The organism is Alicycliphilus sp. T452 (assembly GCF_054512775.1).
In genome coordinates this window covers 41808-65834 of sequence record NZ_JBTNEH010000011.1, presented here as the reverse complement: position 1 = coordinate 65834, position 24027 = coordinate 41808, and the positions used below count along the sequence as shown (strand labels likewise).

Below are 24027 nucleotides of genomic sequence, written 5' to 3'. Positions count from 1 at the left end.
TCGAGGGATGGTTTTCAGATGGTGTCGTTGATCGACAGTACGCCGCCCAGGATGGCGACGATGATGAAGGCGACCAGAGCGCCCAGGACGATGATGATGAGGGGCTCCATGGTGGCGAGCACGCGGCCCATGGTGCGCCGGCCCTCGTCTTCATAGCGCGCAGCCAGGCTCAGCACCGTGCTGCCCAGCTGGCCGGTTTCTTCCGCCACGCGGATGAGCTGCGGCGTGCTGGTACCCGCGAAATGCGGCGAATCCAGGCCCGAGGACAGGCGCTGGCCGGTCTTGACCACCGCCACCAACGGTTCCATGTCCTGGCGCAGCGCCTGGTTGGTGAGGGTGTCGATAGCGATGCGCAGGGCGTCCACCAGGGGTACGCCGCGCTGCAGCAGCACGCCGAAGGTGCGGAAGTACAGCGCGAACTGCAGGTTGCGCAGCACCTTGCCCATGAGCGGGATGGAGAGCACGGCGGCGTCGATCCGCCTGCGCCCCGCCGCCGTGCCGGCCCAACGCGAGAGTAGCAGGGCCGTGATGGCCAGGCCCAGCAGCAGCGCCATCCAGTGGCCGCGCACGAAGTCGCTGGCCTGCAGCACAAGCTGGGTGGCGTAAGGCAGCGCGTCGCCCATGGAGTCGAAGATCTGGCGGAACTGCGGCACCACGAAGGCCAGCAGCAGGATCACGGACAGCACCGCCACGACCAGCAGGATGACCGGGTAGGTCATGGAGGAGATGATGTAGTTGCGCAGCTTGTCGTCGGCCTCGAGCTGGGTCGTCAGCTCCTGCAGGATGGTGTGCAGCGCCCCCGAGGCCTCGCCCGCACGGATGAGCACCAGGTACTGGCGCCCCAGGTCGCGCTCGAAGGGCTGCAGGGACTGGTACAGGGACTTGCCGCCGCGCACCTCTTCCTGCACCCTGGCGAGAAAGGCTTTGATGCGTTCGTTGCCCGCCGTTTCGCGCAGCATGGCCAGGGCCTTGTCCAGCGGCATGTTGGCCTGCTTGAGGTGGGCCATTTCACGGGTGAACAGCAGCACGTCGCTACGCTTGAGCCGCACGGCCTGCCGTTCGCCCGCCCCCCCGGGCGTGGCGGCCGCATCGCCGCCCTGCAGGCGCACGGGCGTGATGCCCTGGCCGAGCAAGCGCAGGCGGGCCGCTTGCGCATCGCTGGCGCGAATCGAGCCCTGGCAGGGTTTGCCATCGGCGAGGGTTCCGGCGTAGTGGAATTCAATCATGTTGACGTGCGACGCGCAGCACTTCTTCGGCCGTGGTCAAGCCCGAAAAGACCTTGGTTGCGCCGTCCTGCAGCAAGTTCCCGCCGACGTAGGCGCCCTGCACACCGCTCACAGCCGTGCCGCGTTCGAGCACCAGTTGCTTGACCTCGTCGGTGAGCCGCAGCAGTTCGTGGATGGCAATGCGCCCCCGGTAGCCGGTGTTGCGGCAGCTGGCGCAGCCCACGGGCTTGTACAGGGTGGCCTCGCCCGTGGGCGCGACGCCCAGCGACGCCGTGGCGGCGCGGGCCTGCTCGGCAGGCAGCGGCTGCTTGCAGTCGCCGCAGAGCTGGCGCACCAGGCGCTGGGCCAGCACGCCGACGACCGAGGCGGTGATGAGGTAAGGCTCGACCCCCATGTTGATCAGGCGCACGATGGCCCCCATGGCGCTGTTGGTGTGCAGCGTGGACAGCACCAGGTGGCCGGTGAGCGCGGCCTGCACGGCGATTTCGGCAGTCTCGCCGTCGCGCATCTCGCCAATCATGATGACGTCGGGGTCCTGGCGCAGGAAGGCGCGCAGTACCTGGGCGAAGGTCAGGCCGATCTGGGGCTGCACCTGCACCTGGTTGAGCCAGGGCAGGCGGTATTCCACGGGGTCTTCGACGGTGAGGATCTTGAGGTTCTGGCCCTCCAGCTCCTGCATCGACGCGTACAGCGTGGTGGATTTGCCCGAACCCGTGGGCCCGGTCACGAGCAGGATGCCGTGCGGCACGGCCAGCAACTGGCGCATGGCGGCCAGCGTGGGCGGCGTGAAGTGCAGGCTTTGCAGCGACAGCAGGTCGAAGTTCTTCTCGAGCAGGCGCATCACCACCGATTCGCCGAACGCCGTGGGCACGGTGGAGACGCGCACGTCCATTTCCTTGCCATGCACGCGGATCTTGGTGCGCCCGTCCTGGGGCATGCGCCGCTCGGCGATGTCGAGCTGCGAGAGGATCTTGATGCGCGAAACGATGGCCGGCGCATCCTTGTTGTCGATGTCGTCGATGGGGAAGATCTCGCCGTCCACGCGGATGCGCACCACCGACTTTTCCTCATAGGTCTCGATGTGGATGTCCGACGCCTTGGCGCCCACGGCCTGTGCAAGGATCTGGTTGACGCGCTGGATGATGGGGGCCTCGGAGGCCATGTCGCGCAGGTGCTCGATGAATTCGGAGGCGCCATAGGCCTGGCCCTCCTGCTCCTCGGGCGGCAGCTCATCCTGCACGAACCACTGCTGCAGCCGCGCCGCGATCTCCGATTCGAGCCCGAAGGCCAGCCCCGGCACCTGGCCGAACACCAGGCGCAGCGCGGCCTGCATCGCCGGGTCCTGCGGGTCGGCCGCGACGAAATCCGGCAGCGGCGCCTGGCCGTCCACCGGCCCCAGGGGAAGCACATGGTTGGACAGCAGAAAGCTGGTGTTGAGCTGCCCCAGCTCGGGCCGGTCCTGCGGGAAGGCTTCCTGGCGCACCAGGGGCAGGCCCGCCTGGTACGCGAGCGCGGCGCAGACGTCGGCCTCGGACACCAGCCCGAGGCTGAGCAGCAGGCGGCCCAGGCGGCCGCCCATGGAGCGCTGCACCTCCAGCGCGCGCTCGAGGTCGTTGCGCGAGAGCTTTTGCCCAGCCAGCAGGATTTCCCCCAGCTTCTGGCGCGGTTCCTGTGCATTCATGTCGTCATTGTTCATCGGAGATTCACCTGCTCCCTGGAGGCACCACCAGCCCGGAGCGCCCCTGGCAGCCGTGCAGGAGCCCACGCAGCCACATCTTGAAATATTGCCAGCGTCCGGGTACCAAGGTGGAAAACACGATGAAACGCTTCAGCTGACGGAACGTCATATGCGATTTGGACACATGGCCCATCTGGCGAGAGCGGAGCATGAGCACGAAATTGCGGGCCTGATAGTAATGCCGCCACGGCGCATGCCAAGGGATTTCCCGCCCCAGCACCCGCACCACCCTGTCGCCCAGGGTGTGTTCCAGCAGCGCCGCGCACACGCCATAGATCCGGTAGCCCCTGTCCCGGGCGCGCAGACACCATTCGGTGTCCACCCAGTCGATGAAGAAATCTTCCCGCATCCAGCCGACCGCCTGCAGCGCGGGTGCGGGGATCAGGCAGCCGGAGGCGATCACATGGTCCACCTCCCAGACCTGCCGGGCATCGGAACACGCCAGCCAGCGCAGCCGCCCCCCGGCCACCACGCTGAAGGGCGTGCGCCCGGTCTCGCGACGCGGATCGACGTGGCACGCCCCCACGGCCGCGGCCTGGGGGTGCGCGGCCAGCGCGGCCAGCAGGCGGGGCACCATGTCGGGCGCGGGCAGGCTGTCGTCATCCATCAACAGCACATGCGAGGCGCCGAGCGCCAACGCACGCTCCATGCCCCGGTTCTGCGCCGCGCCAATGCCCTGGTTGTCGCCAAGCCAGATGGCATGCAGGCGCTCGGCAGGCCAGCGGCTCGCCAGCGCGCGCAGGCCGTCCCCGGACGCGTTGTCCACCCACACGATGGCGCTCACCTGCTCCAGCAGCCGGTCAAACTGCCGGACCAGGCGCTGGGGATCGCTGCGGTAGGACACCACCACGGCATGGACGCAGGATGCCGCACTCATCGATGCAAGCCCCCCGCGGCGATGCCCGCGCATTCGGCGTGCATGAGGTTCTCATACTGCGCGGCGATCGAGTCCCAGGTGTAGTGCTGCGCCACGATGCCGCGCGCGCGCGCGGCCACGGCCTGCCGCGCGGGCGCAGTCAGCGCACGCACCCGCTCCAGGGCCTCGGCCAGCTGCTGGCTCGTCTGGAAATAATGCGCGGCATCTCGCGCCACCTCGCGGTTGAAGGGGTTGTCATGCGCAACGACCACGTTGCCGCAGGCGAGCGCCTCGAGCAGCGAGGGGTTCGTGCCCCCGACCGAATGCCCGTGCACATGGCAGCCTGCCCCCATGCGCAAGCCCGTCAACAGGCCCGCGTCGTACACCCCGCCGATGAAGCGCACCTTGTCGCCGGCCAGCGCCAGCAACCGCTTCTGGTACGGGGTCACGGGCCGGACATCGCCGACGACCACCAGCGGCCAATCTCCTCCCCAGCGGGCATGGCCTTCGACGATCTCGAGCACATGGTTCTCGGGTTCGGGCCGCGCCACGACCAGGACGTATTCCCCGGTCCGCAGGTTCCAGCGGGACAGATCGTGCGATGCCCGGGAGGAAACGGCGGGCAGTTCGGCGCCGTAGGCGATGAAGCTGCAGGGAACGCCCCGCGGGTAGAGGCGGGCATACCGGTCGGCGATGGCCTGCGCATCCGCCAGCACCCGCGTGGGAGCACGCGACGACACCCACTCCATGGCGCGCAGGTAGGCCCGCGCCAAGCGTCCCCATTTGCTGCGGGCCCACTCCAGGCCATCGACGTTGAGCCAGACCTTCTGCCCCAGAACTTTGCGGTTCCACCAGCAGGCCCAGGCCGCGCCATAGCCCAGCATGTACAGCAAATCGTAGCCCCGGCGCGCATCGTGCAGGCAACGCCAGTCATAGCCCAGTATCGACGCCGCGCCCCAACGTGGGCGCGGTATGTGCCGTATGCGCACGCCCTCGAACCAGGTGTCGGGCAGTCCGGGTCGGTCGGCCTCTGCGTAGACGGTGACCTTGTGGCCGCGCTGTACCAGGCGCACCGCCAGCTGCTGTGCAAAGGTTTCAAACCCGCCATAGCCAGCGGGAATCCCGCGCGTGCCCAGCAACGCCAGGTTCAGCGATCGGTCTGGCGCAGTGTCGATTGGAGCAGCAGCGTTCAGATGCAAAGCTCCGCCTCTGCCAGCGCCTTACCCGCCTGGTCCTTGGCGGACAGCACAGGCTCCCCCCCATAGGGCCACGCGATGGCCAGCTGCGCATCGTTCCACGCGATGCAGCGCTCGTGCTGCGGCGCGTAGTAGTCGGTGGTCTTGTAGAGGAAATCCGCCGATTCGCTGAGCACCACGAAGCCGTGCGCAAAGCCCGGCGGCACCCACAGCTGGCGCTGGTTGTCCTCGGACAGCTCCGCGCCCACCCAGCGCCCGAAGGTGGGCGAGTTTCTGCGGATGTCCACCGCCACATCCCACACCGCGCCGCGCACCACGCGCACGAGCTTGCCCTGGGGCTGCTGGATTTGATAGTGCAGGCCGCGCAGCACGCCCTTGCTGGAGCGGCTGTGGTTGTCCTGCACGAACTGGAAATGGGTGCCGGTGGCCTCGTCGAAGGCCTTCTGGTTGAAGCTTTCGAAAAAGAAGCCGCGCGCGTCGCCGAAGACCTTGGGCTCGATCAGGACGACATCGGGAATGGACAGGCGTGTGGCCTTCATCGGTAGACCTTTTCTTTCAGCAGGCGCTGCAGGTATTGGCCGTAGCCGTTCTTGGCCAGGGGCTGGGCCAGCCGTTCCAGGTGGGCGGCGTCGATCCAGCCATGGCGCCAGGCGATTTCCTCGGGGCAGGCGATCTTCAGGCCCTGGCGGTTTTCCAGGGTGGCGATGAACTGGCCGGCCTCCAGCAGGCTCTCGTGCGTGCCGGTGTCGAGCCAGGCGTAGCCGCGGCCCATCGTCTGGACGGTGAGCCGGCCCTGCTCCAGGTAGGCCTGGTTGACGCTGGTGATCTCCAGCTCGCCGCGGGCGCTGGGCTTGACGGCCTTGGCGATGTCGACCACCTGGCCGTCGTAGAAGTACAGGCCCGTGACCGCGTAGTTGGATTGCGGCGCCTGGGGCTTTTCCTCGATGCTGGTGGCCTTGCCCGCCGCGTCGAAGGCAACCACGCCGTAGCGCTCCGGATCCTGGACGTGGTAGGCGAACACGGTGGCGCCGCTGGCCCGGGCATTGGCGGTCTGCAGCAGAGGCTGGAGGTCGTGCCCGTAGAAAATGTTGTCGCCCAGCACCAGGGCGCTGGGGCTGCCCGCCAGGAATTGCTCGCCGATCAGGAAGGCCTGCGCCAGCCCATCCGGGCTGGGCTGCACGGCGTACTGCAGGTTCACGCCCCACTGGCCGCCGTCGCCCAGCAATTGCGCGAAGCGCGGCGTGTCCTGCGGCGTGCTGATGACGAGGATGTCGCGGATGCCCGCGAGCATCAGGGTGCTGAGCGGGTAGTAGACCATGGGCTTGTCGTACACCGGCAGCAGCTGCTTGCTGATCGCCAGCGTGGCCGGGTGCAGCCGGGTGCCGGAGCCGCCGGCGAGGATGATGCCTTTGCGTGTCGTCATGGGGTGTGTCACAGGATTTCGGTGAGCATGCGCGCCACGCCCTGCTGCCAGGGCGGGAGCCGCAGGCCGAAGGCGGCCTGCAGCCTGGCGGTGTCCAGGCGCGAGTTGTGCGGGCGCCTGGCCGGCGTGGGGAAGGCGCTGGTGGGTACGGGCGCAATCTCCATTGCTTTGATATTGATAGCTGGCTGCGCTTGCCTGGCGTGCTCTACCACGTATTTTGCATAGGAATGCCAGGTGGTTTCCCCGCCGGCCACGCAATGGTACAGGCCGCCGTCCTGCGGGCGCTGCTGCAGGTGGCGGATGGCGTGGGCCGTCACGTCGGCCAGCAGGTCGGCCCCGGTGGGGGCGCCCCACTGGTCGTCGATCACCGTCAGGCGTTCGCGCTCCTGCGCCAGGCGCAGCATGGTCTTGGCGAAGTTGCCGCCGCGCGCGGCGTAGACCCAGCTGGTGCGCAGGATGAGGTGGCGGCAGCCCGACTGCTGGATCAGGCGTTCGCCCTCCAGCTTGGTGGCGCCGTAGACGGACAGGGGCGCGGGGGCGTCGGTTTCGCGCCAGGGGCGGCTGCCGCTGCCGTCGAAGACGTAGTCGGTGCTGTAGTGGACGAGCCAGGCGCCCAGCCTGGCGGCCTCTTCGGCGAGCACGCCGGGGGTGGTGGCGTTGAGCAGGCGGGCGCGCTCGGGCTCGCTCTCGGCCTTGTCCACGGCGGTGTGGGCGGCGGCGTTGACGATGGCGTCGGGGCACAGGGCGCGCACGGCCTGCGCCACGGCCTGGGGCTGGGTGAAGTCGGCTTCGTCATGGCCCAGGGCCGTGACCTGGCCCAGTACGGCGAGGCTGCGCTGCAGTTCCCAGCCGACCTGGCCGTTCTTGCCGAGTAGCAGGATGTTCATGCGGATGCGTATTGCTTGGCAACCCAGTCGCGGTAGGCGCCGCTCTGCACCTGCTGCACCCATTGCGGGTTGTCCAGGTACCACTGCACGGTCTTGCGGATGCCGGTCTCGAAGGTCTCGGCCGGGCGCCAGGCAAGTTCGCGCTCGATCTTGCGCGCGTCGATGGCGTAGCGGCGGTCGTGGCCGGGGCGGTCCTGCACGTGGGTGATCTGCGTGGCGTAGCTCTGGCCGTCGGCGCGCGGGCGCAGTTCGTCGAGCAGCGCGCAGACGGTCTTGACGATCCCGATGTTGGGCTTCTCGTTCCAGCCGCCGACGTTGTAGGTCTCGCCCAGGCGCCCTGCTTCGAGCACGCGGCGGATGGCGCTGCAGTGGTCCTTGACGTACAGCCAGTCGCGCACCTGCATGCCGTCGCCGTACACCGGCAGGCTCTTGCCGGCCAGGGCGTTGACGATCATCAGCGGGATGAGCTTCTCGGGGAAGTGCAGCGGGCCGTAGTTGTTGCTGCAGTTGGTGGTGAGCACGGGCAGGCCGTAGGTGTGGTGCCAGGCGCGCACCAGGTGGTCGCTGGCGGCCTTGCTGGCGCTGTAGGGGCTGTTGGGCTCGTAGCCGTGCGCCTCGGTGAAGGCCGGGGCGCTGGGCGCCAGGGTGCCGTAGACCTCGTCGGTGCTCACGTGGAGGAACCGGAACGCTTCTTTTTCTGTAGCTGGCAGCGCTTGCCAGTAGTGCCTTGCAGCCTCCAGAAGCCTGAAGGTGCCGACCACGTTGGTCTGGATGAAGTCTTCCGGGCCGTGGATGGAGCGGTCCACGTGCGATTCGGCGGCGAAGTTGACGATGGCACGCGGGCGATGCCCAGCCAGCAGGCGGGAGACCAGGGCGCCGTCGCCGATGTCGCCCTGCACGAAGATGTGGCGCGCGTCGCCCGACAGGCCGTCCAGGTTGTGCAGGTTGCCCGCGTAGGTGAGCTTGTCCAGATTGACCACCGGCTCGTCGGAGCCGGCCAGCCAGTCGAGCACGAAGTTGGCGCCGATGAAGCCGGCGCCGCCGGTGACCAGAATCATGATGGGTTCTCTTGCCAGATGTGCCTGTGCCGCAGGGGCAAAGCACGGGATTATCCCATTGGCCCATGGCAGGGCGTAACCATCTGTCCGATCCGGATTAGGGCCGCCCGCCTATGCCGGCGCCGCAGCCATTGCACACAATGCCTGTTCCACGACGAGCCAAGGAGCCACCATGCCACGCCCGCCCCGCGACGACGACGACGCCCCCCACCCCGCCCACGAACTGCCGCGCATGGCGCGCGAGTCGGCCCAGCAGATCTGGCTGGCCGGCCTGGGGGCCTTCGCCAAGGCGCAGGAGGAAGGCGGCAAGGTCTTCGAGGCCCTGGTGCGCGAAGGCCAGGCCCTGCAGCGCAAGACCCAGAGCGCCGCCGAGGAACACCTGGGCGAGGCCGCCCAGCGCATGGGCCACCTGGCCTCGGACCTGGGCGAGCGCGCCGCCGGCCAATGGGACCGGCTGGAGGGCATCTTCGAGCAGCGCGTGGCCAAGGCCCTGCAGCGCCTGGGCATGCCCACGGCGCAGGACATGCAGGCGCTGCAGGAGCGCGTGGATGCCCTGGAGGCAGAACTGCGCCGGCTGCAGGGCCGGCGCAAGACGGGCGCCGCGGACGATGAGGATTGAAGCAGGATGAGGCAGGCGGCCCTCTGGCCAACTGGCCCCGCAGCCCCTTGCCTATCCGGCATTTTCCGCTATCGAAAAATACGTGCGCGCAATGGCCGCCTGAGGTAGAGTGGGCACACCGCGACACCCCGCCCGTCGCCATCTATGGGAGGAGACAGCCCATGGCACGCAAGGCCCCCCGCCGCACCGCCGAGCGCATTCTCGAGGCCAGCCTGGCGCTGTTCAACCGCTTTGGCGAGCCCCACGTCTCCACCGCCTCCATTGCCGCGGAGCTGGGCATCAGCTCCGGCAATCTCTACTACCACTACCGCGCCAAGGACGAGATCGTCAATGCGCTGTTCACGCAGTACGACGGCGCACTGGGCGGGCTGCTGCAGGCTGGCGGCGATGCGGCCGACGTGGAGGACGCGTGGTTCTTCATGCACCGGCTGTTCGAGCTGATCTGGCAGTACCGCTTCCTCTACCGCGACCTGAACAACCTGCTGTCGCGCAACCGCCTGCTGGAGACGCAGTTTCCCGGCGTGCTGCATGCCAAGGTGGCCGCCATGCGCGCCCTGCTGGCCGCCATGCGGCGCGGCGGCGCGCTGCGCATGGACCACGAGGACGACCTGCAGGCCACCGCCACCTGCATGGTGGTGGTGCTGACCTACTGGCTCTGCTTCGAGTACGTGGGCGACCCGCGCCGCGCCATGGAGCCCGAAAGCGCCCAGGCGGCGCTGCTGCGCGGCGCGCACCATGTGCTGGGGCTGCTCATGCCGTACCTGGAGCCGGCGCAGCGCGCACATCTGGCGCGGCTGGCGCAGGCCTATGACGGGGGGGAGGCAAGTGGCGGCGGCCCTGGCATTGCGCCCCCAGCAGAGGGCCGGGGCGAGGGCTGAAGGTCAGGCCCCCACGGCGGCGAAGCGGCGCGAGGCGATCTCCAGCAGGCCGTCGAAGATCAGGTTTTCCACCAGCTCGAAGGGCCGCGCCATGCTGGGCGCCATCTTCCAGCCCGCGCCGCCGGTCATCATGCACACGGGCTCCTGGCCGCAGTGCTGCAGCAGGTGCTGGTACATGCGCTCGACCGCGCCGGCAATGGCATAGGTGCCGCCGCTGGTCAGCGCGTCGCTGGTGTTGGAGGGGAACAGGCGCACCTCGCCCGTGGGCACGTGCAGGCCGGCGGTGCCGCTTTCGAGCGAGCGCAGCATGATGCCGTGGCCCGGCACGATCAGGCCGCCGAGAAAGCGCCCGCTCGTGTCCAGCGCCTCCACCGTGACGGCCGTGCCCACCATGGCCAGGATCAACGGCCGCGCCGGCCCCTGCGCCAGCAGGCGGTGGCGCGCGCCGATCATGGCCACCCAGCGGTCGGCGCCCAGGCGCGTGGGATGGTCGTAGCCATTGACCACGCCGGCCTCCTCCTGCGAGGGCACGACCCAGCGCGCGGGCACGTCCCACAGCTCCATCTGCTCGACCACGCGGCGCTTGACCGCGTCGCCCGCCACCACGCAGCCGAGCATGTGCGTGGGCGCGGGCATGCTCGCCCAGGGCCCTTCGGACAGGCGCTCGATATGGTCCAGGAATTCCACGCCATGGGCGCGCATCGCGGCACCGGGCCGCGCCGCGTCGTACAGCGCCCACTTCAGGCGGGAGTTGCCCACATCAATGGCCAGAAAAGTCATGGGGCGGATTATCCTGAGTTTTTCTGCCGGCACGGCAAATGCGAAGAATTGTCAATGGTGGCGCCGCCCATGCCCTGCCCATGCGCCACGCGTTACATTCAACCGAGAATCATCGTTTCCAGCAACCGAAAGGAGCAATCCATGGGTCTGTTCACATTCATCAAGGAAGCAGGCGAAAAGCTGTTCGGCGGCAGCCCGGCGCAGGCGGCCGGCGCGGCGGCGCCCACGCAGGCCGAGCTCAACGCCCGCGCGGGCAAGGCCATAGAGGCTTACATCGCCACGCAGAACCTGGGCGTGAGCGGCCTGCAGGTGGCCTTCGAGGGCCCCGAGGGCAAGGTGACCGTGACGGGCACGGCGCCCACGCAGGCAGCCAAGGAGAAGGTGACCCTGTGCTGCGGCAACGTGGCCAGCGTGACCAGCGTCGAGAACCACATGACGGTGGCCAACCCCGAGCCCGAGGCCCAGTACCACGACGTGGTGCGCGGCGACACGCTCAGCGCCATCGCCAAGAAGTTCTATGGCGACGCCAACAAGTACCCGGTGATCTTCGAGGCCAACAAGCCCATGCTGAACCACCCCGACAAGATCTACCCGGGGCAGAAGCTGCGCATTCCGCCGCTGCCGCGATAAGCCCCATCGGCAAGGCGAAGCAACGCAGTTATCTTTATTGGTTGCGAAGCCGTATCAGCCCTGCCGCCAGGGCAGGCCGTGGAAGCGCCAGCCGCCCCTGTGGTTGCGCTGGCCGTTCTCGTCGAGGCTGCCCTCGAAGCCTTCCAGGATGTTGTAGGCCGTGATGCCCAGCTCGGCCGCGCGCCGGGCCGCATCCACCGAGCGCACGCCGCTGCGGCACAGCAGCACCGCCCTGGCGCCGGGCGGCACGGCGGCGCGGATCTGCGCGTCGAAGCCGGGGTTGGGCAGCATGCCCGGCCATTGCTTCCAGGCGACGGCCACGGCGCCGGGCACGAAGCCCACCCAGTCGCGCTCGGCATCGCTGCGCACGTCCACCAGGACCGCGTCGCCCGCGCGCACCCATTGCCAGGCCAGTTGGGGGCTTACGTCGCCCGCGTAGCCGTCGGCGGGCAGGGGGTGGTTGGGCAAGGTGGTGTGCGTGCTCATGCGGATATTCTGGCTGATTTCCGCGCCTTCTTTCCCGGATGAGGCCCGATCAGTCCCAGGGCGGCGCGGGCAGTTCGCGCAGGCTGCGGCGCAGCGCGGCGTAGTCGGGCACGACGCTTTCCACCACGCTCCAGAAGCGCGGGCTGTGGTCCATCACGCGCAGGTGCGAGAGCTCGTGCGCGACCACGTAGTCGATGATGGCCGGGCGGTAGTGCATGAGGCGCCAGTTCAGGCTGATGGCGCCGCCCGTGCGCGCGCTGCCCCAGCGCGTGCGGGCGCTGGACAGGCGCAGCTGCGTCCAGCGCACGCCCAGCAGGGGCGCGAAATGGTCCAGCCGCTCGGTGAAGCGCCGGCGCGCGTCGCGCATCAGCCAGGCCTGCACGGCGTCGCGCACCTGCCCGGGCGCGGCGCCATGCGCCAGGGGCAGGCGTAGTTCACCCGCGTCCTGCACCAGCACGCCGCCGCGCGCCACCCGGCCATGGGCGAGCACCACGGTCAGCGGCGCGCCCAGGTAGGGCAGCACGGCGCCGGGGCCCCAGGCGATGCGCGCGGCCTCCTGCTGCCGGCGGCGCGCCTGCTGCTCGCCGAGCTTGCGCACGATCCAGCCGGCCTTGTCCTGCAGCGCGGCGTCCACCGCGGCCAGCGTGACCCAGGCGGGTGCGCGCACGGCCAGGCCGTCCGGCCCCACGGTGAAGCCTATGGAGCGCCGGCGCGCGCGCTGCAGGGTGTAGGGCACGACGGCGTCGCCCAGGCGCAGCTGGCGCCTCGTGCCGGGAGCGTGCACGGAGGTGGGTGCGGGAGCCGGGGCGGCGGGGGCGCCGCCGCCCAGCAGGTCCAGCGCCAGCTGCACGAAGGGCCGCATGCTCAGCGCGGCGTGGCTGCCGCCGGGTAGGCCTCGGGGTCGAGGCGGCGCATCTCGGACTCGATCCAGGCCTCGACCTCGGCCATCAGCTCCTCGTGCTTGCGGCCCGTGGTGGGGATGGGCTGGCCGATGGACACGTCGACCACGCCGGCGCGCTTGACCAGGGCCTTGCGCGGCCAGCATCTGCCCGAGGTCACGGCGATCGGCACCACCGGCACGCCGGCCATGATGGCCAGGCGCGTGGCGCCGCTCTTGTACTCGCCCGCCTGGCCGCGCGCCACGCGCGTGCCCTCGGGGAACATGATGACCCAGGTGCCCTGGGCCAGCAGGCGCTTGCCCTGCTCCACCACCTTGTGGAAGGCGCGCGAGCCGTGCTTGCGGTCGATGTGGATCATGTCCAGGCTGCCGATGGACCAGCCGAAGAACGGGATGCGCAGCAGTTCCTTCTTGAACACGTAGGCCAGGGGGTGCGGCATGATGGCCGGCATGAGGAAGGTCTCGTAGGTGGACTGGTGCTTGACCAGCAGCACCACGCCCTGCTTCGGGTCCTGCGGCAGGTGCTCCATGCCCGTGATGTGCGCGCGTATGCCCAGCAGCCAGCGCGCCGAGTCCACGCACAGCGCGAGCCACGCGCGCGCCACGCGGTAGCGCGCCGCCGGGCTGCCGCCCAGCACGCGCACCAGCAGGATGCCGCAGGTGTAGGGGACGACGGTGACGATCATCACCAGCAGGTGGACGAGGGAACGGATCAGTGCCATGGATGGGTGGTTTTTGAGTGTTTTTGGCCTCCAGCGCCCATGGGGCAAGCGCTGGCAGCTCTTGATTCGATAGCTTGCAGGCTGCTCACGCCACCACCGGCAGCGCGGCGCCGTCCTGCGGCGCGATGAAGTCCACCAGCGCCCCCAGGCTGGCATGGGCGCGCGTGCCGGGGGGCCAGCCCGGCGGCAGGGGCCGGCGCGGGTCCAGGTGGGCCGAGCGGCCCGTGCACACCATGTGCAGCTGCGCGCCCAGGTCGGTGGCGGCCTGCAGGTGGGCCAGGCAGCTGCCGGCCACCAGGATCTCTTCGCCCTCCACGCCATAGCGCTCGCAGATCTGCTCGATGAGCCCGGGCGCGGGCTTGCGGCACTGGCAGGCCTCGCCCTCGGCATGCGGGCAGTAGAACACCGCGTCGATGCGCCCGCCCAGGGCGGCGAGCTGGCGGTGCATCTTGGCGTGGATGGCCACCAGGGTCTGGGCGTCGAACAGGCCGCGGCCCAGGCCCGGCTGGTTGGTGGCCACCACCACGTGCCAGCCGGCATGGTTCAGGCGCGCCACGGCCTCCAGCGCGCCGGGCAGCGGCACCCAGTCGTCCGGCGAGGCGATGAAGCCGTCGCCCAGGGCGTTCAGGGTTCCGTCGCGGTCGAGGATGGCGAGTTTCATGGCGCGATTATCCCGGTGGCAATGCCGCGCGGCCCCGTGCGTGGATCAGGCCGCCAGGCGCGACAGGTCGGCCACGCGGTTCATGGCCTCGTGCAGGGTCTTGAGCAGGCCCAGGCGGTTCAGGCGCAGGTCGAGCTGCTCGGCGTTGACCATCACGTCGTCGAAGAAGGCGTCGACCGGCGCGCGCAGCACGGCCAGCGTCTGCAGGCTGCTGCGATAGTCGCCGCGCCCGAACTGGGCGTCGGCCTCGGGCACGAAGCGCTGCAGCGCAGCGTACAGGTCCTGCTCGGCCTGCTCGTGCAGCAGCTCGGGGTTGACGTGGGCATGGACGTCGCCGGCCTTCTTGAGGATGTTGGAAACGCGCTTGTTGGCGGCCGCCAGGGCCGGGCTTTCGGGCAGCGCCGAGAAGGCGCGCACGGCGGCCAGCTGCTTCTCGACCAGGGCCAGGCGCTGCGGGCGCAGGGCGAGCACGGCGTCCACCTCCTGGGTGCTGTAGCCCTGCTCGCGCAGGGCCCCGGCGAGGCGGTCGTAGATGAAGTCGGCCAGCAGGGCCGAGGGGTCGTCGATCCGGCCCGCGAAGGCCGGCACGGCGCCGGCCAGCAGGGCGCCGAGGTCCAGCGGCAGGTCTTTTTCCATGAGCATGCGGATCACGCCCAGCGCATGGCGGCGCAGCGCGAACGGGTCGCGGTCGCCCGTGGGCAGGTTGCCGATGCCGAACATGCCGACCAGGGTCTCGAGCTTGTCGGCCAGCGCCACGACCAGGCCCACGTTCTCGCGCGGCAGCTCGTCGCCGGCGAAGCGCGGCTTGTAGTGGTCCTCGATGGCGCGGGCCACCTCGTCGGGCAGGCCGTCGTTGACCGCGTAGTAGCCGCCCATGATGCCCTGCAGCTCGGGGAACTCGCCCACCATGTCGGTGACCAGGTCGGTCTTGGCCAGCAGCGCGGCGTTGTCCACGCAGGTCAGCAGCCAGTCCCGGGCGATCTCGCCGTCCTGCGTGCCCTGGAGTTCGTGGCGCTCGGCCAGCGCGGCGAAGAGCTGCTGGCCGATGGCCTTGGCGATGGCGCGCACACGCTCCACGCGCTCGCCCTGGCTGCCCAGCTGGTTGTGGTAGACCACCTTGGACAGCTGCGCGACGCGGCTGGCCAGCGTCTTCTTGCGGTCCTGGTCGAAGAAGAACTTGGCGTCGGCCAGGCGCGGGCGCACCACGCGCTCGTTGCCCTGGACGACGGCGCCCGCGTCCTGCGGGCTGATGTTGCTCACCACCAGGAACCGGTGGGTGAGCCTGCCCTCGGCGTCCAGCAGCGGGAAGTACTTCTGGTTGGCCTTCATGGTCAGGATCAGGCATTCCTGCGGCACGGCGAGGAATTCACGCTCGAACTGGCAGACGAGCACGTTGGGGCGCTCGACCAGGGCCGTGACCTCGTCGAGCAGCGCGTCGTCCTCGATGGGGCGCACGCCGCCGCCCAGCTTTTCGGCCGCGGCCCGCAGCTGGCGCGCGATCTCGGCGCGGCGCTCGGCGAAGCCGGCGATCACGGCGCCCTGCTCGCGCAGCTGCGCGGCGTAGCTGTCGGCGTCACGCAGCACCACGGGCTGCACGGCCGCCTCGAAGCGGTGGCCCTGGGTGGCGTTGCCCGCCGCGAGGCCCAGCGCCGCCACGGGCACCACGCCGGCGCCGTGCAGCGCCACCAGGCCATGGGCCGGGCGCACGAAGTGCACGCTGGTCCAGCCGTCCTCCAGCTGGTAGCGCATGACCTTGGGGATGGGCAGCCTGGCAATGGCCTCGTCCAGCGCCTTCTGCAGGCCCTGGGCCAGCGTGGCGCCCTGGGCGGTGCTCTCGTAGTACAGCACCTCGGCCTTGCCGTCGTGCACGCGCTTCAAGGCGGGCACGGCGGACGCATCGGCGCCCAGCGCTGCCAGTTTTTTCAGCAGCGCGGGCGTGGGCTGGCCGTCCGCCGCCAGGCCCACGGCCACGGGCATGAGTTTTTGCGACACCGCCTTGTCGGGCGCCTGCGCCAGCACGCCCTCGATGTGCGCGGCCAGGCGGCGCGGCGAGGCGTAGGCGGTGAGCGGCGCGCCGGCCGCGGCCAGGCCCTGGGCGACGAGCTGGTCGCGCAGCACGCCGGCAAAGGCGTCGCCGAGCTTTTGCAGGGCCTTCGGAGGGAGTTCTTCGACGAAGAGTTCGACGAGCAGGTTGGATGGTGCGGTCATGGTGTTGTTCTCTCCTGCTCAGGCAGCCTTCTTGTTCTGTTGCTCCGCCGCCTTTGCCAGTTCGGCCAGCACCTCGTCGGCGTGCGCCCTGGGCGCCATGGGGAAGCCCAGGCGCGCGCGGCTGTCCAGGTAGCTCCTGGCCACGGCGCGCGCCAGGTTGCGGATGCGGCCGATGTAGGCGGCGCGCTCGGTCACGCTGATCGCGCCGCGCGCGTCCAGCAGGTTGAAGGTGTGGGCGGCCTTGAGCACCTGCTCGTAGGCGGGCAGCGCGAGCTGCTCGGCCATCAGGTGCTGGGCCTGTTTCTCGTGCGCGCCGAAGGCGGTGAACAGGAAGTCGGCGTCGGAGTGCTCGAAGTTGTAGGTGGACTGCTCCACCTCGTTCTGGTGGTACACGTCGCCGTAGGACAGGCCCTCGGTCCATGTGAGGTTGTAGACGTTGTCCACGCCCTGCAGGTACATGGCCAGGCGCTCCAGGCCGTAGGTGATCTCGCCCGTGGCGGGCTTGCAGTCGATGCCGCCGACCTGCTGGAAGTAGGTGAACTGCGTGACCTCCATGCCGTTGAGCCACACCTCCCAGCCCAGGCCCCAGGCGCCCAGCGTGGGGTTCTCCCAGTCGTCCTCGACGAAGCGGATGTCGTTCTTCTTCAGGTCGAACCCCAGGGCTTCGAGCGAGCCCAGGTACAGCTCCAGGATGTTCGCCGGCGCGGGCTTCAAGACCACCTGGTACTGGTAGTAGTGCTGCAGGCGGTTCGGGTTGTCGCCGTAGCGCCCGTCCTTGGGGCGGCGGCTGGGCTGCACGTAGGCGGCCTTCCAGGGCTCGGGGCCGATGGCGCGCAGGAACGTCGCCGTGTGCGAGGTGCCTGCGCCCACTTCCATGTCGTAGGGCTGCAGCAGCGCGCAGCCCTGCTCGGCCCAGTAGGTCTGCAGTTTGAGGATGATTTGTTGGAATGTGAGCATGGCGGGGGCAGTCCGGTAGAGGCGTGCGGCTGCGCGCACGCGAACCGGGCATTTTAGGCGCTGGCGCCTCTTCCCCCGCCCCGGCCGGCGGATGCGGCGGGTCAGGCCGGCGTGCGCCGCGGCGCGGTGCGCGCGTGGGTGGTGTAGAGCGTGAGGCCGGTGAAGGCGATGCCGCCCACGATGTTGCCCAGCACCACCGGGATTTCGTTCCAGAGGAAGTAATCCATGATGGAGAAGTTGCCGCCCATCATCAGCCCCGACGGGAACAGGAACATGTTCACCACCGAATGCTCGAAGCCCATGGCAAAGAACAGCATGATGGGCATCCACATGGCGATAACCTTGCCGCTCACCGTGGTGGAGATCATGGCGCCGACCACGCCGGTGGAGACCATCCAGTTGCACAGCACGCCGCGCAGGAAGATGGTGAGCCAGCCCATGAGCCCGTACTGCGCGTAGCCCAGGGTGCGGGCCTCGCCGATGTGGCCGATCTTCTGCCCGATCTCGTTCGGCGGCACGGAAAAGCCGTAGGTGAAGATGAAGGCCATCATGGCCGCCACGGTGAGCGCGCCCAGGAAGTTGCCCACGAACACCAGGCCCCAGTTGCGCAGGACGCCGCCGATGGTGACGCCCGGGCGCCTGTCCAGCCAGGCCAGGGGCGTGAGCATGAACACGCCGGTGAGCAGGTCGAAGCCCAGCAGGTAGAGCATGCACACCCCCACCGGAAACAGCAGGGCGCCGATCAGGGCCGAGCCGCTCATGACCGCTGCGGTGACGGCGAACACCGCCGCCAGCGCCAGGATGGCGCCGGCCATGAAGGCGCGGATCAGGGTGTCGCGCGTGGACATGTGGATCTTGGCTTCGCCGGTGTCCACCATCTTGGTGACGAATTCGGCGGGGCTGAGGTAGGCCATGGTGTGTGCTCCTGGAGGTTGGGGATGGGGATCAGGCCGAACGCTGCGCGGGCCCGGCCAGCGGGCGCTCCTGCGTCAGCGCATGGCCGGCCAGCTCATCGGCGTCCAGGTAGACGGCGCCGGCCTCGACCCGCACGCGAAAGCAGGGCGTGCCGCCCTCGTCGGGCGCCAGGGCCTGGCCGTCGGCCAGGCCGATGGTCCAGTTGTGCAGCGGGCACGCGACGCTGTTGCCGAACACCATGCCCTGCGACAGCGGGCCGCCCTTGCAGGGGCTGTAGTCCAGCAGGGCGTACACGGCGTCGGCTCCGGTGCGAAACAGCGCCACCTCCAGCCCCCGCGGCCGCGCCACGCGGCGCGCGCCCTGGCGCGGGATGTCGTCCACCTCGCAGATGTATTTCCAGTGTGTCATTGCTATGCCTTTCGCAGCTGGCAGCGCTTTCCTGACAAGCGCTGCAGGCCTTTTTTGCTTGAAATATGCGGTTCAGGCGACGGCGATCGGGATGAACTGGCGCCCGTCCACGCGCGCCTTTTCGCCCTCGAACCAGGGGTCGGGCTCGCCGTCGAGCGCCCACTGCAGGCGCCGCCACAGCGCCTGGCGGTTCGCCGCGTCGTCCAGCACCTTTTTCTTCACATGGTCCAGCCCCACGCGCGCAACGTAGTGCGTGGTGCGCTCCAGATACCAGCCCTCCTCGCGGTACAGCTGCAGGAAGGCGCCGCTGATCTCCATCACCTCCCCGGCGGTCTTGGCCTTGGCGAAGAACTGCGCCACCTCGGTCTTGATGCCGCCGTTGCCGGCGACGTAGATCTCCCAGCCCGAATCGACGCCGATGACGCCCACGTCCTTGATGCCGCTCTCGGCGCAGTTGCGCGGGCAGCCGCTGACGGCGAGCTTGACCTTGTGCGGCGCGTACATGCGCCACAGCGCGCGCTCCAGGTCGCGCCCCAGGGCGCTGCTGTCCTGCGTGCCGAAGCGGCACCATTCGCTGCCCACGCAGGTCTTCACGGTGCGCAGGCTCTTGCCGTAGGCGTGGCCGCTGGGCATGCCTATGTCGCGCCACACGGCCTGCAGGTCTTCCTTCCTCACGCCCAGCAGGTCGATGCGCTGGCCGCCCGTGACCTTGACGGTGGGAATCCCGTACCTGTCCACCACGTCGGCGATGCGGCGCAGCTCGGCCGCGCTCGTCTCGCCGCCCCACATGCGCGGCACCACGCTGTAGGTGCCGTCCTTCTGGATGTTGGCGTGGCTGCGCTCGTTGATGGCGCGGCTTTGCGGGTCGTCCAGCGCCTCCTTGGGCCAGGTGCTGATCAGGTAGTAGTTGATGGCCGGGCGGCAGCCGGGGCAGCCGTCCGGGGTCTTCCATTCCATGAAGGCGAAGACCTCTTCCTTGCTGACGAGGTGGTTGGCGCGGATGGCGTCGCGCACTGCCTGGTGGCCGTGGTCGGTGCAGGCGCACAGCGGCTTGGTCTTGGGCGTGGCGGCGTAGGCGCCGCCCAGCGTGGCCATCAGGATCTGCTCGACCAGCCCGGTGCAGGAGCCGCAGCTGGCGCTGGCCTTGGTGTGCCTGCGCACCTCGTCCACGGTGAACAGCCCCTTGTCCTTGATGGCCTTGCAGATCGTGCCCTTGGTCACGCCGTTGCAGCCGCAGACCTCGGCCTCGTCGGGCAAGGCGGCGGCCTGGTTCTGGCCGGCGTGGCCGCCCTCGCCGATGTTGCTCTCGCCGAACACCAGCGTGGCGCGTATGTCGGCGACGGGGCGCGCGTCGCGCAGCAGCTTGAAGTACCAGCCGCCGTCCACGGTGTTGCCGTACAGGCAGGCGCCGACCAGCCTGTCGTCCTTGATCACGAGCTTCTTGTAGGTGCCGCTGCCGGGGTCGCTGAGCACGATTTCCTCGGTGCCCGCGCCGCCCTGGAAGTCGCCCGCCGAGAACAGGTCGATGCCCGTGACCTTGAGCTTGGTCGAGGTCTGCGAGCCCTGGTAGCGGCCTATGCCGAACTCGGCCAGGTGGTTCGCCGCCACCCGCCCCTGCTCGAACAGCGGCGCCACCAGACCGTAGGCCACGCCCCGGTGCGCGGCGCACTCGCCCACGGCGTAGATGCGCGCGTCGGTGATGGTCTGCAGGGTGTCGTCGACCACGATGCCGCGGTCGACATGCAGGCGCATGCGCTCGGCCAGCTCGGTGTCGGGGCGTATGCCGACGCACATCACCACCAGGTCGGCGGGCACCTCGCCGCCGTCCTCGAAGCGCACGGCGCGCACGCGGCCCGCCTCGTTGCCCAGCAGCGCCGCGGTCTGCGCCCGCATCAGGAACCGCATGCCGCGCCCGGCCAGCGCCTTCTCCAGCATCCGCCCCGCCACGCGGTCGAGCTGGCGCTCCATGAGCCATTCGCCGGCATGCACCACCGTGACCTGCATGCCGCGCTTCATCAGGCCGTTGGCGGCCTCCAGGCCCAGGAGGCCGCCGCCGATGACCACGGCGCGCGGGTACCGGGCGGCGGCGTCGATCATGGCCTGGGTGTCGGCGATGTCGCGGTAGGCCAGCACGCCTTCGAGCCGGCTGCCGGGGATGGGCAGGATGAAGGGCCTGGAGCCCGTGGCGAGGATCAGGCGGTCGTAGGGCGCGCTGACGGTCCCGCCGCCGGCATGGACGGCATGCACCATGCGGCGCGCGCGGTCCACATGGGTGACGGTGCAGCCGGCGTGCAGGGCGATGCCGTTGTCTTCGTACCAGGCCCAGTCGTTGAGCACGATCTGCGAGAGCTGCTGCTCGCCCGCCAGCACCGGCGAGAGCAGGATGCGGTTGTAGTTGGGGTGCGGCTCGGCGCCGAAGACGGTGATGTCGTACAGGCCTGGGGCGATTTTCTGCAGCTCTTCGAGCGTGCGCACCCCCGCCATGCCGTTGCCCACCATGACCAGTCTCATCTTCTTCATCACGCCCTCGCACGGTACCTGTTGACCCCGCCGGCGGGCAGACATGCCACGCCCGGCCCGTGGCCCCCATCGGCCACGGCAGGGTTGATGCAACGACCGTGCCAGCATGCAGCCAGGGGGACGGCTCCGCCCGCAGGCACGGCGCTGCCGGTTTTTGGTGCATGGCTTTGGTGCGGCGCACCAAACAGGCTCCACACGCAAAAGGGCCGCTGCCGGCCATCGCCGGTAGCGGCCCTTCATCCACGGCGCAGCCGGGTCAGATATGCAGCGCCTGGCCCAGCGCCTTGAGCGCCGCCTCCTGCACGGCCTCGCCCAGCGTGGGGTGGGCATGGATGGTGTGGCCCACGTCCTCCAGCCGCGCGCCCATCTCCATGGACTGGCCGAAGGCGGTCGCCAGCTCCGCCACCCCCTTGCCCACGGCCTGCCAGCCGAGGATGAGGTGGTTGTCGCGCCGCGCCACCACGCGCACGAAGCCGCCGGTGGCCTGCAGCGTCATGGCGCGGCCATTGGCGGCGAAGGGGAAGGCGGCGTCGATGCAGTCCAGCCCCGCGGCGCGCGCCTCGCCCGGCGTGCGGCCCACGACGACCACCTCGGGGTCGGTGAAGCACACGGCGGGGATGGCCATGGGCTCGAAGCGGCGGTTCCGGCCCGCGATCTGCTCGGCCACGCATTCGCCCTGCGCCATGGCGCGGTGCGCGAGCATGGGCTCGCCCGTCACGTCGCCGATCGCCCAGACATTGCGCATGGAGGTGCGGCAATGCGCGTCGATGGCCACGTGGCGCCCTGCCATGTCCAGCTGCAGCGACTCCAGCGCGAAGCCCGCGGTGCGCGGCCTGCGGCCCACGGCGACGAGCACGCGCTCGGCGGGCAGCGCGAAGTCCTCGGCGCGCGCGTCGTTGCGCACGTGCACGCCGTGCCTGTCGTCGTAGCCCTGCACGCTGCAGCCCAGGTGCAGCACGATGCCGCTCTTTTGCAGGGCGTCGAGCACGGGCTGGGTCAGCTCCTCGTCGTAGCTGGGCAGCACGCGCTGCGCGGCCTCGACCACGGTGACCTCGACGCCCAGCTTGCGGTAGGCGATGCCCAGCTCCAGGCCGATGTAGCCCGCGCCGACCACCACCAGGCGCTTCGGAACGACGTCGGGCGAGAGCGCGTCGGTGGACGACCAGATCGGGCCGCCGAAGGGCATGCTGGGCAGCTCCACGGGCTCGGAGCCCGTGGCCAGCAGCAGGTGCTCGCAGCGCACGCGCACGCTCTCGCCGCCCTGCAGCTGCACGGTGGCGGTCTTGCCGTCCTCTATCTGCGCCCAGCCCTTGAGCACCTGCACGCCCGCCTTGCGCAGCAGCGTGCCGACGCCGCCTGTCAGGCGCGCGACGATGCCGTCCTTCCAGCGCACGGTCTGCGCGATGTCGATCTGCGGGTCGCTCACGCGGATGCCCAGCGCCGAGCCCGCGGCCTGGTGGCGCGCGCGCTCGAACTCCTCGGCCGCGTGGATGATGGCCTTGGACGGGATGCAGCCGATGTTCAGGCACGTGCCGCCCAGGCCGGCCCCTTCGGCCAGCACCGTGGGGATGCCCAGCTGGCCGGCGCGGATCGCCGCTACGTAGCCGCCGGGGCCGCCGCCGATCACCAGCAGCTTGGTCGTGATTTCCTTGGTCATGTCTTCTTCACTCCACGAACAGCAGGGCCGGGGTTTCGAGCAGCGCGCGCACGGCCTGGATGAACCGCGCCGCGTCCATGCCGTCGACCACGCGGTGGTCGAACGAGGACGAGAGGTTCATGAGCTGGCGCGCCACCACCTGGCCGCCGCGCAGCATGGGGCGCTCGACCATGCGGTTGACGCCCACGATGGCCACCTCGGGGTGGTTGATGACCGGCGTGCTGGCGATGCCGCCGAGCGCCCCCAGGCTCGTGAGGGTGATGGTCGAGCCCGAGAGCTCCTCGCGCGGCGCGCGGCCGCCGCGCGCGCCTTCGGCCACGCGGGCGATGCCGGCGGCGCAGGCCCACAGATCCAGCGCTTCGGCGTGGCGCAGCACGGGCACCATCAGGCCGGCGTCGGTCTGCGTGGCAACGCCTAAGTGCACGGCCTCGTAGCGCGTGACCTGGCCGGCCTCGTCGTCATAGCGGGCGTTGATCTGCGGGAAGTCGCGCAACGCCAGCACCATGGCGCGCGCCAGGAAGGGCAGCAGCGTGAGCTTGCCGCGCGCGGCGCCGTGGATCTGGTTGAGCCGCTGGCGCAGCGCCTCCAGTTCGGTCACGTCCACCTCTTCCACGTAGCTGAAGTGCGGGATGCGGCGCTTGGCCTCCTGCATCTTCTGCGCGATCTTGCGGCGCAGGCCGATGACGGGCACCTGCTCCTCGCCGTGGCGCTCCACGTACTGCGAGCCGCCGCCGGCCTGCGCCTGGCCGCCGCCCGCGGCCCAGGCGTCCAGGTCGTGGTGCTCGATGCGCCCGGCCGGGCCGCTGCCGTGCACGCGGCGCAGGTCAACGCCTGAGTCCAGCGCGCGGCGGCGCACCGCCGGCGAGGCCAGCGGACGCTCGCCCTCCTTGCGCACGGCCGCGGGGGCGCGGGGCGCCGCTGCGCTGCCGCGCACGGGCGCAGGCGCAGGGGCCGCCTTGGGCCCGGCCACCGGGGCGGCGGGCGCTGGCGCGGCGGCCGGCGCTACTGAAGGAGTAGCTGCTGGCGCTTGGTGGGCAACGTTTTCCTTCAAATTTCCTTCACCCTCGACCTCCAGGCGCACGAGCTCGGCGCCCACGGCCATGACCTGGCCCACGGCGCCTCCCAGCGCCAGCACCCTGCCATGCATGGGCGAAGGCACCTCGACCGTGGCCTTGTCGGTCATCACGTCGGCCAGGTGCTGGTCTTCGGTCACGCTGTCGCCCGGCTGCACGTGCCAGGACACCAGTTCCACTTCGGCAATGCCCTCGCCAATGTCGGGCACGCGGATCACGTAAATACCCATG

Annotated in this window: 23 protein-coding genes; 3 read left to right on the top strand and 20 right to left on the bottom strand. The window is 69.9% G+C overall.

The features are described from left to right. Window positions 1-14 precede the first annotated feature (14 nt). From ACX12L_RS11730 to rfbB, 8 genes are read right to left on the bottom strand one after another with little or no spacing between them, the layout of a single operon-like run. On the bottom strand, window positions 15-1226 hold the full coding sequence (locus ACX12L_RS11730) for a type II secretion system F family protein (RefSeq protein WP_459262728.1): 1212 nt from the start codon (window positions 1224-1226) through the stop codon (window positions 15-17). Beyond that, window positions 1219-2922 (bottom strand): GspE/PulE family protein, encoded by a 1704-nt coding sequence (locus tag ACX12L_RS11725; RefSeq protein ID WP_459262727.1) that lies wholly within the window; start codon window positions 2920-2922, stop codon window positions 1219-1221. The genes ACX12L_RS11730 and ACX12L_RS11725 overlap by 8 nt, the downstream gene beginning before the upstream one ends. Window positions 2923-2929: 7 nt before the next feature. Continuing rightward, window positions 2930-3841 carry a glycosyltransferase family 2 protein gene (locus ACX12L_RS11720; RefSeq protein ID WP_459262726.1) on the bottom strand — a complete coding sequence of 304 codons (912 nt, stop codon included), beginning with the start codon at window positions 3839-3841 and terminating at the stop codon, window positions 2930-2932. After that, complete coding sequence (locus tag ACX12L_RS11715) at window positions 3838-4959, bottom strand: DUF1972 domain-containing protein (RefSeq protein ID WP_459262803.1); 1122 nt, start codon at window positions 4957-4959, stop codon at window positions 3838-3840. Before ACX12L_RS11715 ends, ACX12L_RS11720 begins: the two co-directional genes overlap by 4 nt. Window positions 4960-5009: 50 nt before the next feature. Next, on the bottom strand, window positions 5010-5555 hold the full coding sequence (gene rfbC, locus ACX12L_RS11710) for a dTDP-4-dehydrorhamnose 3,5-epimerase (RefSeq protein WP_459262725.1): 546 nt from the start codon (window positions 5553-5555) through the stop codon (window positions 5010-5012). Continuing rightward, window positions 5552-6439 (bottom strand): glucose-1-phosphate thymidylyltransferase RfbA, encoded by an 888-nt coding sequence (gene rfbA, locus ACX12L_RS11705; RefSeq protein WP_459262724.1) that lies wholly within the window; start codon window positions 6437-6439, stop codon window positions 5552-5554. Before rfbA ends, rfbC begins: the two co-directional genes overlap by 4 nt. An 8-nt stretch (window positions 6440-6447) precedes the next feature. Next, window positions 6448-7326 carry a dTDP-4-dehydrorhamnose reductase gene (rfbD, locus tag ACX12L_RS11700; RefSeq protein ID WP_459262722.1) on the bottom strand — a complete coding sequence of 293 codons (879 nt, stop codon included), beginning with the start codon at window positions 7324-7326 and terminating at the stop codon, window positions 6448-6450. Beyond that, the gene (rfbB, locus tag ACX12L_RS11695) at window positions 7323-8384 is read right to left on the bottom strand and encodes a dTDP-glucose 4,6-dehydratase (RefSeq protein WP_459262721.1); all 1062 of its coding nucleotides are present in this window, start codon (window positions 8382-8384) and stop codon (window positions 7323-7325) included. The genes rfbD and rfbB overlap by 4 nt, the downstream gene beginning before the upstream one ends. A gap of 172 nt (window positions 8385-8556) precedes the next feature. On the opposite strand from rfbB, the gene ACX12L_RS11690 reads away from it, so the two are divergent. Together ACX12L_RS11690 and ACX12L_RS11685 are read left to right on the top strand one after the other, a co-directional pair. Continuing rightward, the gene (locus ACX12L_RS11690) at window positions 8557-9003 is read left to right on the top strand and encodes a phasin family protein (protein ID WP_459262720.1); all 447 of its coding nucleotides are present in this window, start codon (window positions 8557-8559) and stop codon (window positions 9001-9003) included. A gap of 161 nt (window positions 9004-9164) precedes the next feature. Then, window positions 9165-9881 (top strand): TetR/AcrR family transcriptional regulator, encoded by a 717-nt coding sequence (locus ACX12L_RS11685; protein ID WP_459262719.1) that lies wholly within the window; start codon window positions 9165-9167, stop codon window positions 9879-9881. A gap of 3 nt (window positions 9882-9884) precedes the next feature. On the opposite strand, the gene ACX12L_RS11680 is transcribed toward ACX12L_RS11685, so the two are convergent. Next, window positions 9885-10661, bottom strand: coding sequence for a type III pantothenate kinase (locus ACX12L_RS11680; protein WP_459262718.1), 777 nt, complete (start codon window positions 10659-10661; stop codon window positions 9885-9887). Window positions 10662-10802: 141 nt separating this feature from the next. Between ACX12L_RS11680 and lysM the strand changes: the two genes are divergently transcribed. Then, window positions 10803-11291 (top strand): peptidoglycan-binding protein LysM, encoded by a 489-nt coding sequence (lysM, locus tag ACX12L_RS11675; RefSeq protein ID WP_459262717.1) that lies wholly within the window; start codon window positions 10803-10805, stop codon window positions 11289-11291. Between the two features lie 54 nt (window positions 11292-11345). Here lysM and ACX12L_RS11670 read toward each other — a convergent pair whose 3' ends face one another. The 11 genes from ACX12L_RS11670 to ACX12L_RS11620 all read right to left on the bottom strand — a co-directional run bounded on the left by ACX12L_RS11670 (window position 11346) and on the right by ACX12L_RS11620 (window position 24026). Beyond that, window positions 11346-11777, bottom strand: a complete 432-nt coding sequence (locus tag ACX12L_RS11670) for a rhodanese-like domain-containing protein (RefSeq protein WP_459262716.1) — start codon at window positions 11775-11777, stop codon at window positions 11346-11348. 49 nt (window positions 11778-11826) lie between these two features. Then, window positions 11827-12639, bottom strand: coding sequence for a M48 family metallopeptidase (locus tag ACX12L_RS11665; protein WP_459262715.1), 813 nt, complete (start codon window positions 12637-12639; stop codon window positions 11827-11829). Window positions 12640-12641: 2 nt separating this feature from the next. Beyond that, the gene (locus ACX12L_RS11660) at window positions 12642-13397 is read right to left on the bottom strand and encodes a lysophospholipid acyltransferase family protein (RefSeq protein ID WP_459262714.1); all 756 of its coding nucleotides are present in this window, start codon (window positions 13395-13397) and stop codon (window positions 12642-12644) included. Window positions 13398-13482: 85 nt separating this feature from the next. Next, entirely contained in the window at window positions 13483-14058 is a 576-nt protein-coding gene (gene gmhB, locus ACX12L_RS11655) for a D-glycero-beta-D-manno-heptose 1,7-bisphosphate 7-phosphatase (RefSeq protein ID WP_459262713.1), read from the bottom strand. Window positions 14059-14103: 45 nt separating this feature from the next. Continuing rightward, on the bottom strand, window positions 14104-16266 hold the full coding sequence (gene glyS, locus ACX12L_RS11650) for a glycine--tRNA ligase subunit beta (RefSeq protein ID WP_459262712.1): 2163 nt from the start codon (window positions 16264-16266) through the stop codon (window positions 14104-14106). Between the two features lie 18 nt (window positions 16267-16284). Further along, window positions 16285-17223, bottom strand: coding sequence for a glycine--tRNA ligase subunit alpha (gene glyQ, locus ACX12L_RS11645; RefSeq protein WP_459262711.1), 939 nt, complete (start codon window positions 17221-17223; stop codon window positions 16285-16287). A gap of 101 nt (window positions 17224-17324) precedes the next feature. Continuing rightward, window positions 17325-18137 (bottom strand): formate/nitrite transporter family protein, encoded by an 813-nt coding sequence (locus ACX12L_RS11640; RefSeq protein WP_459262710.1) that lies wholly within the window; start codon window positions 18135-18137, stop codon window positions 17325-17327. Between the two features lie 31 nt (window positions 18138-18168). Continuing rightward, window positions 18169-18546, bottom strand: a complete 378-nt coding sequence (gene nirD / locus ACX12L_RS11635) for a nitrite reductase small subunit NirD (protein WP_459262709.1) — start codon at window positions 18544-18546, stop codon at window positions 18169-18171. A 72-nt stretch (window positions 18547-18618) separates the two neighbouring features. Then, window positions 18619-21066 carry a nitrite reductase large subunit NirB gene (nirB, locus tag ACX12L_RS11630; protein ID WP_459262707.1) on the bottom strand — a complete coding sequence of 816 codons (2448 nt, stop codon included), beginning with the start codon at window positions 21064-21066 and terminating at the stop codon, window positions 18619-18621. Window positions 21067-21322: 256 nt separating this feature from the next. Next, entirely contained in the window at window positions 21323-22723 is a 1401-nt protein-coding gene (gene lpdA / locus ACX12L_RS11625; protein ID WP_459262706.1) for a dihydrolipoyl dehydrogenase, read from the bottom strand. A 7-nt stretch (window positions 22724-22730) separates the two neighbouring features. Then, window positions 22731-24026 (bottom strand): dihydrolipoamide acetyltransferase family protein, encoded by a 1296-nt coding sequence (locus ACX12L_RS11620; RefSeq protein ID WP_459262705.1) that lies wholly within the window; start codon window positions 24024-24026, stop codon window positions 22731-22733. Window position 24027: the final 1 nt, after the last annotated feature.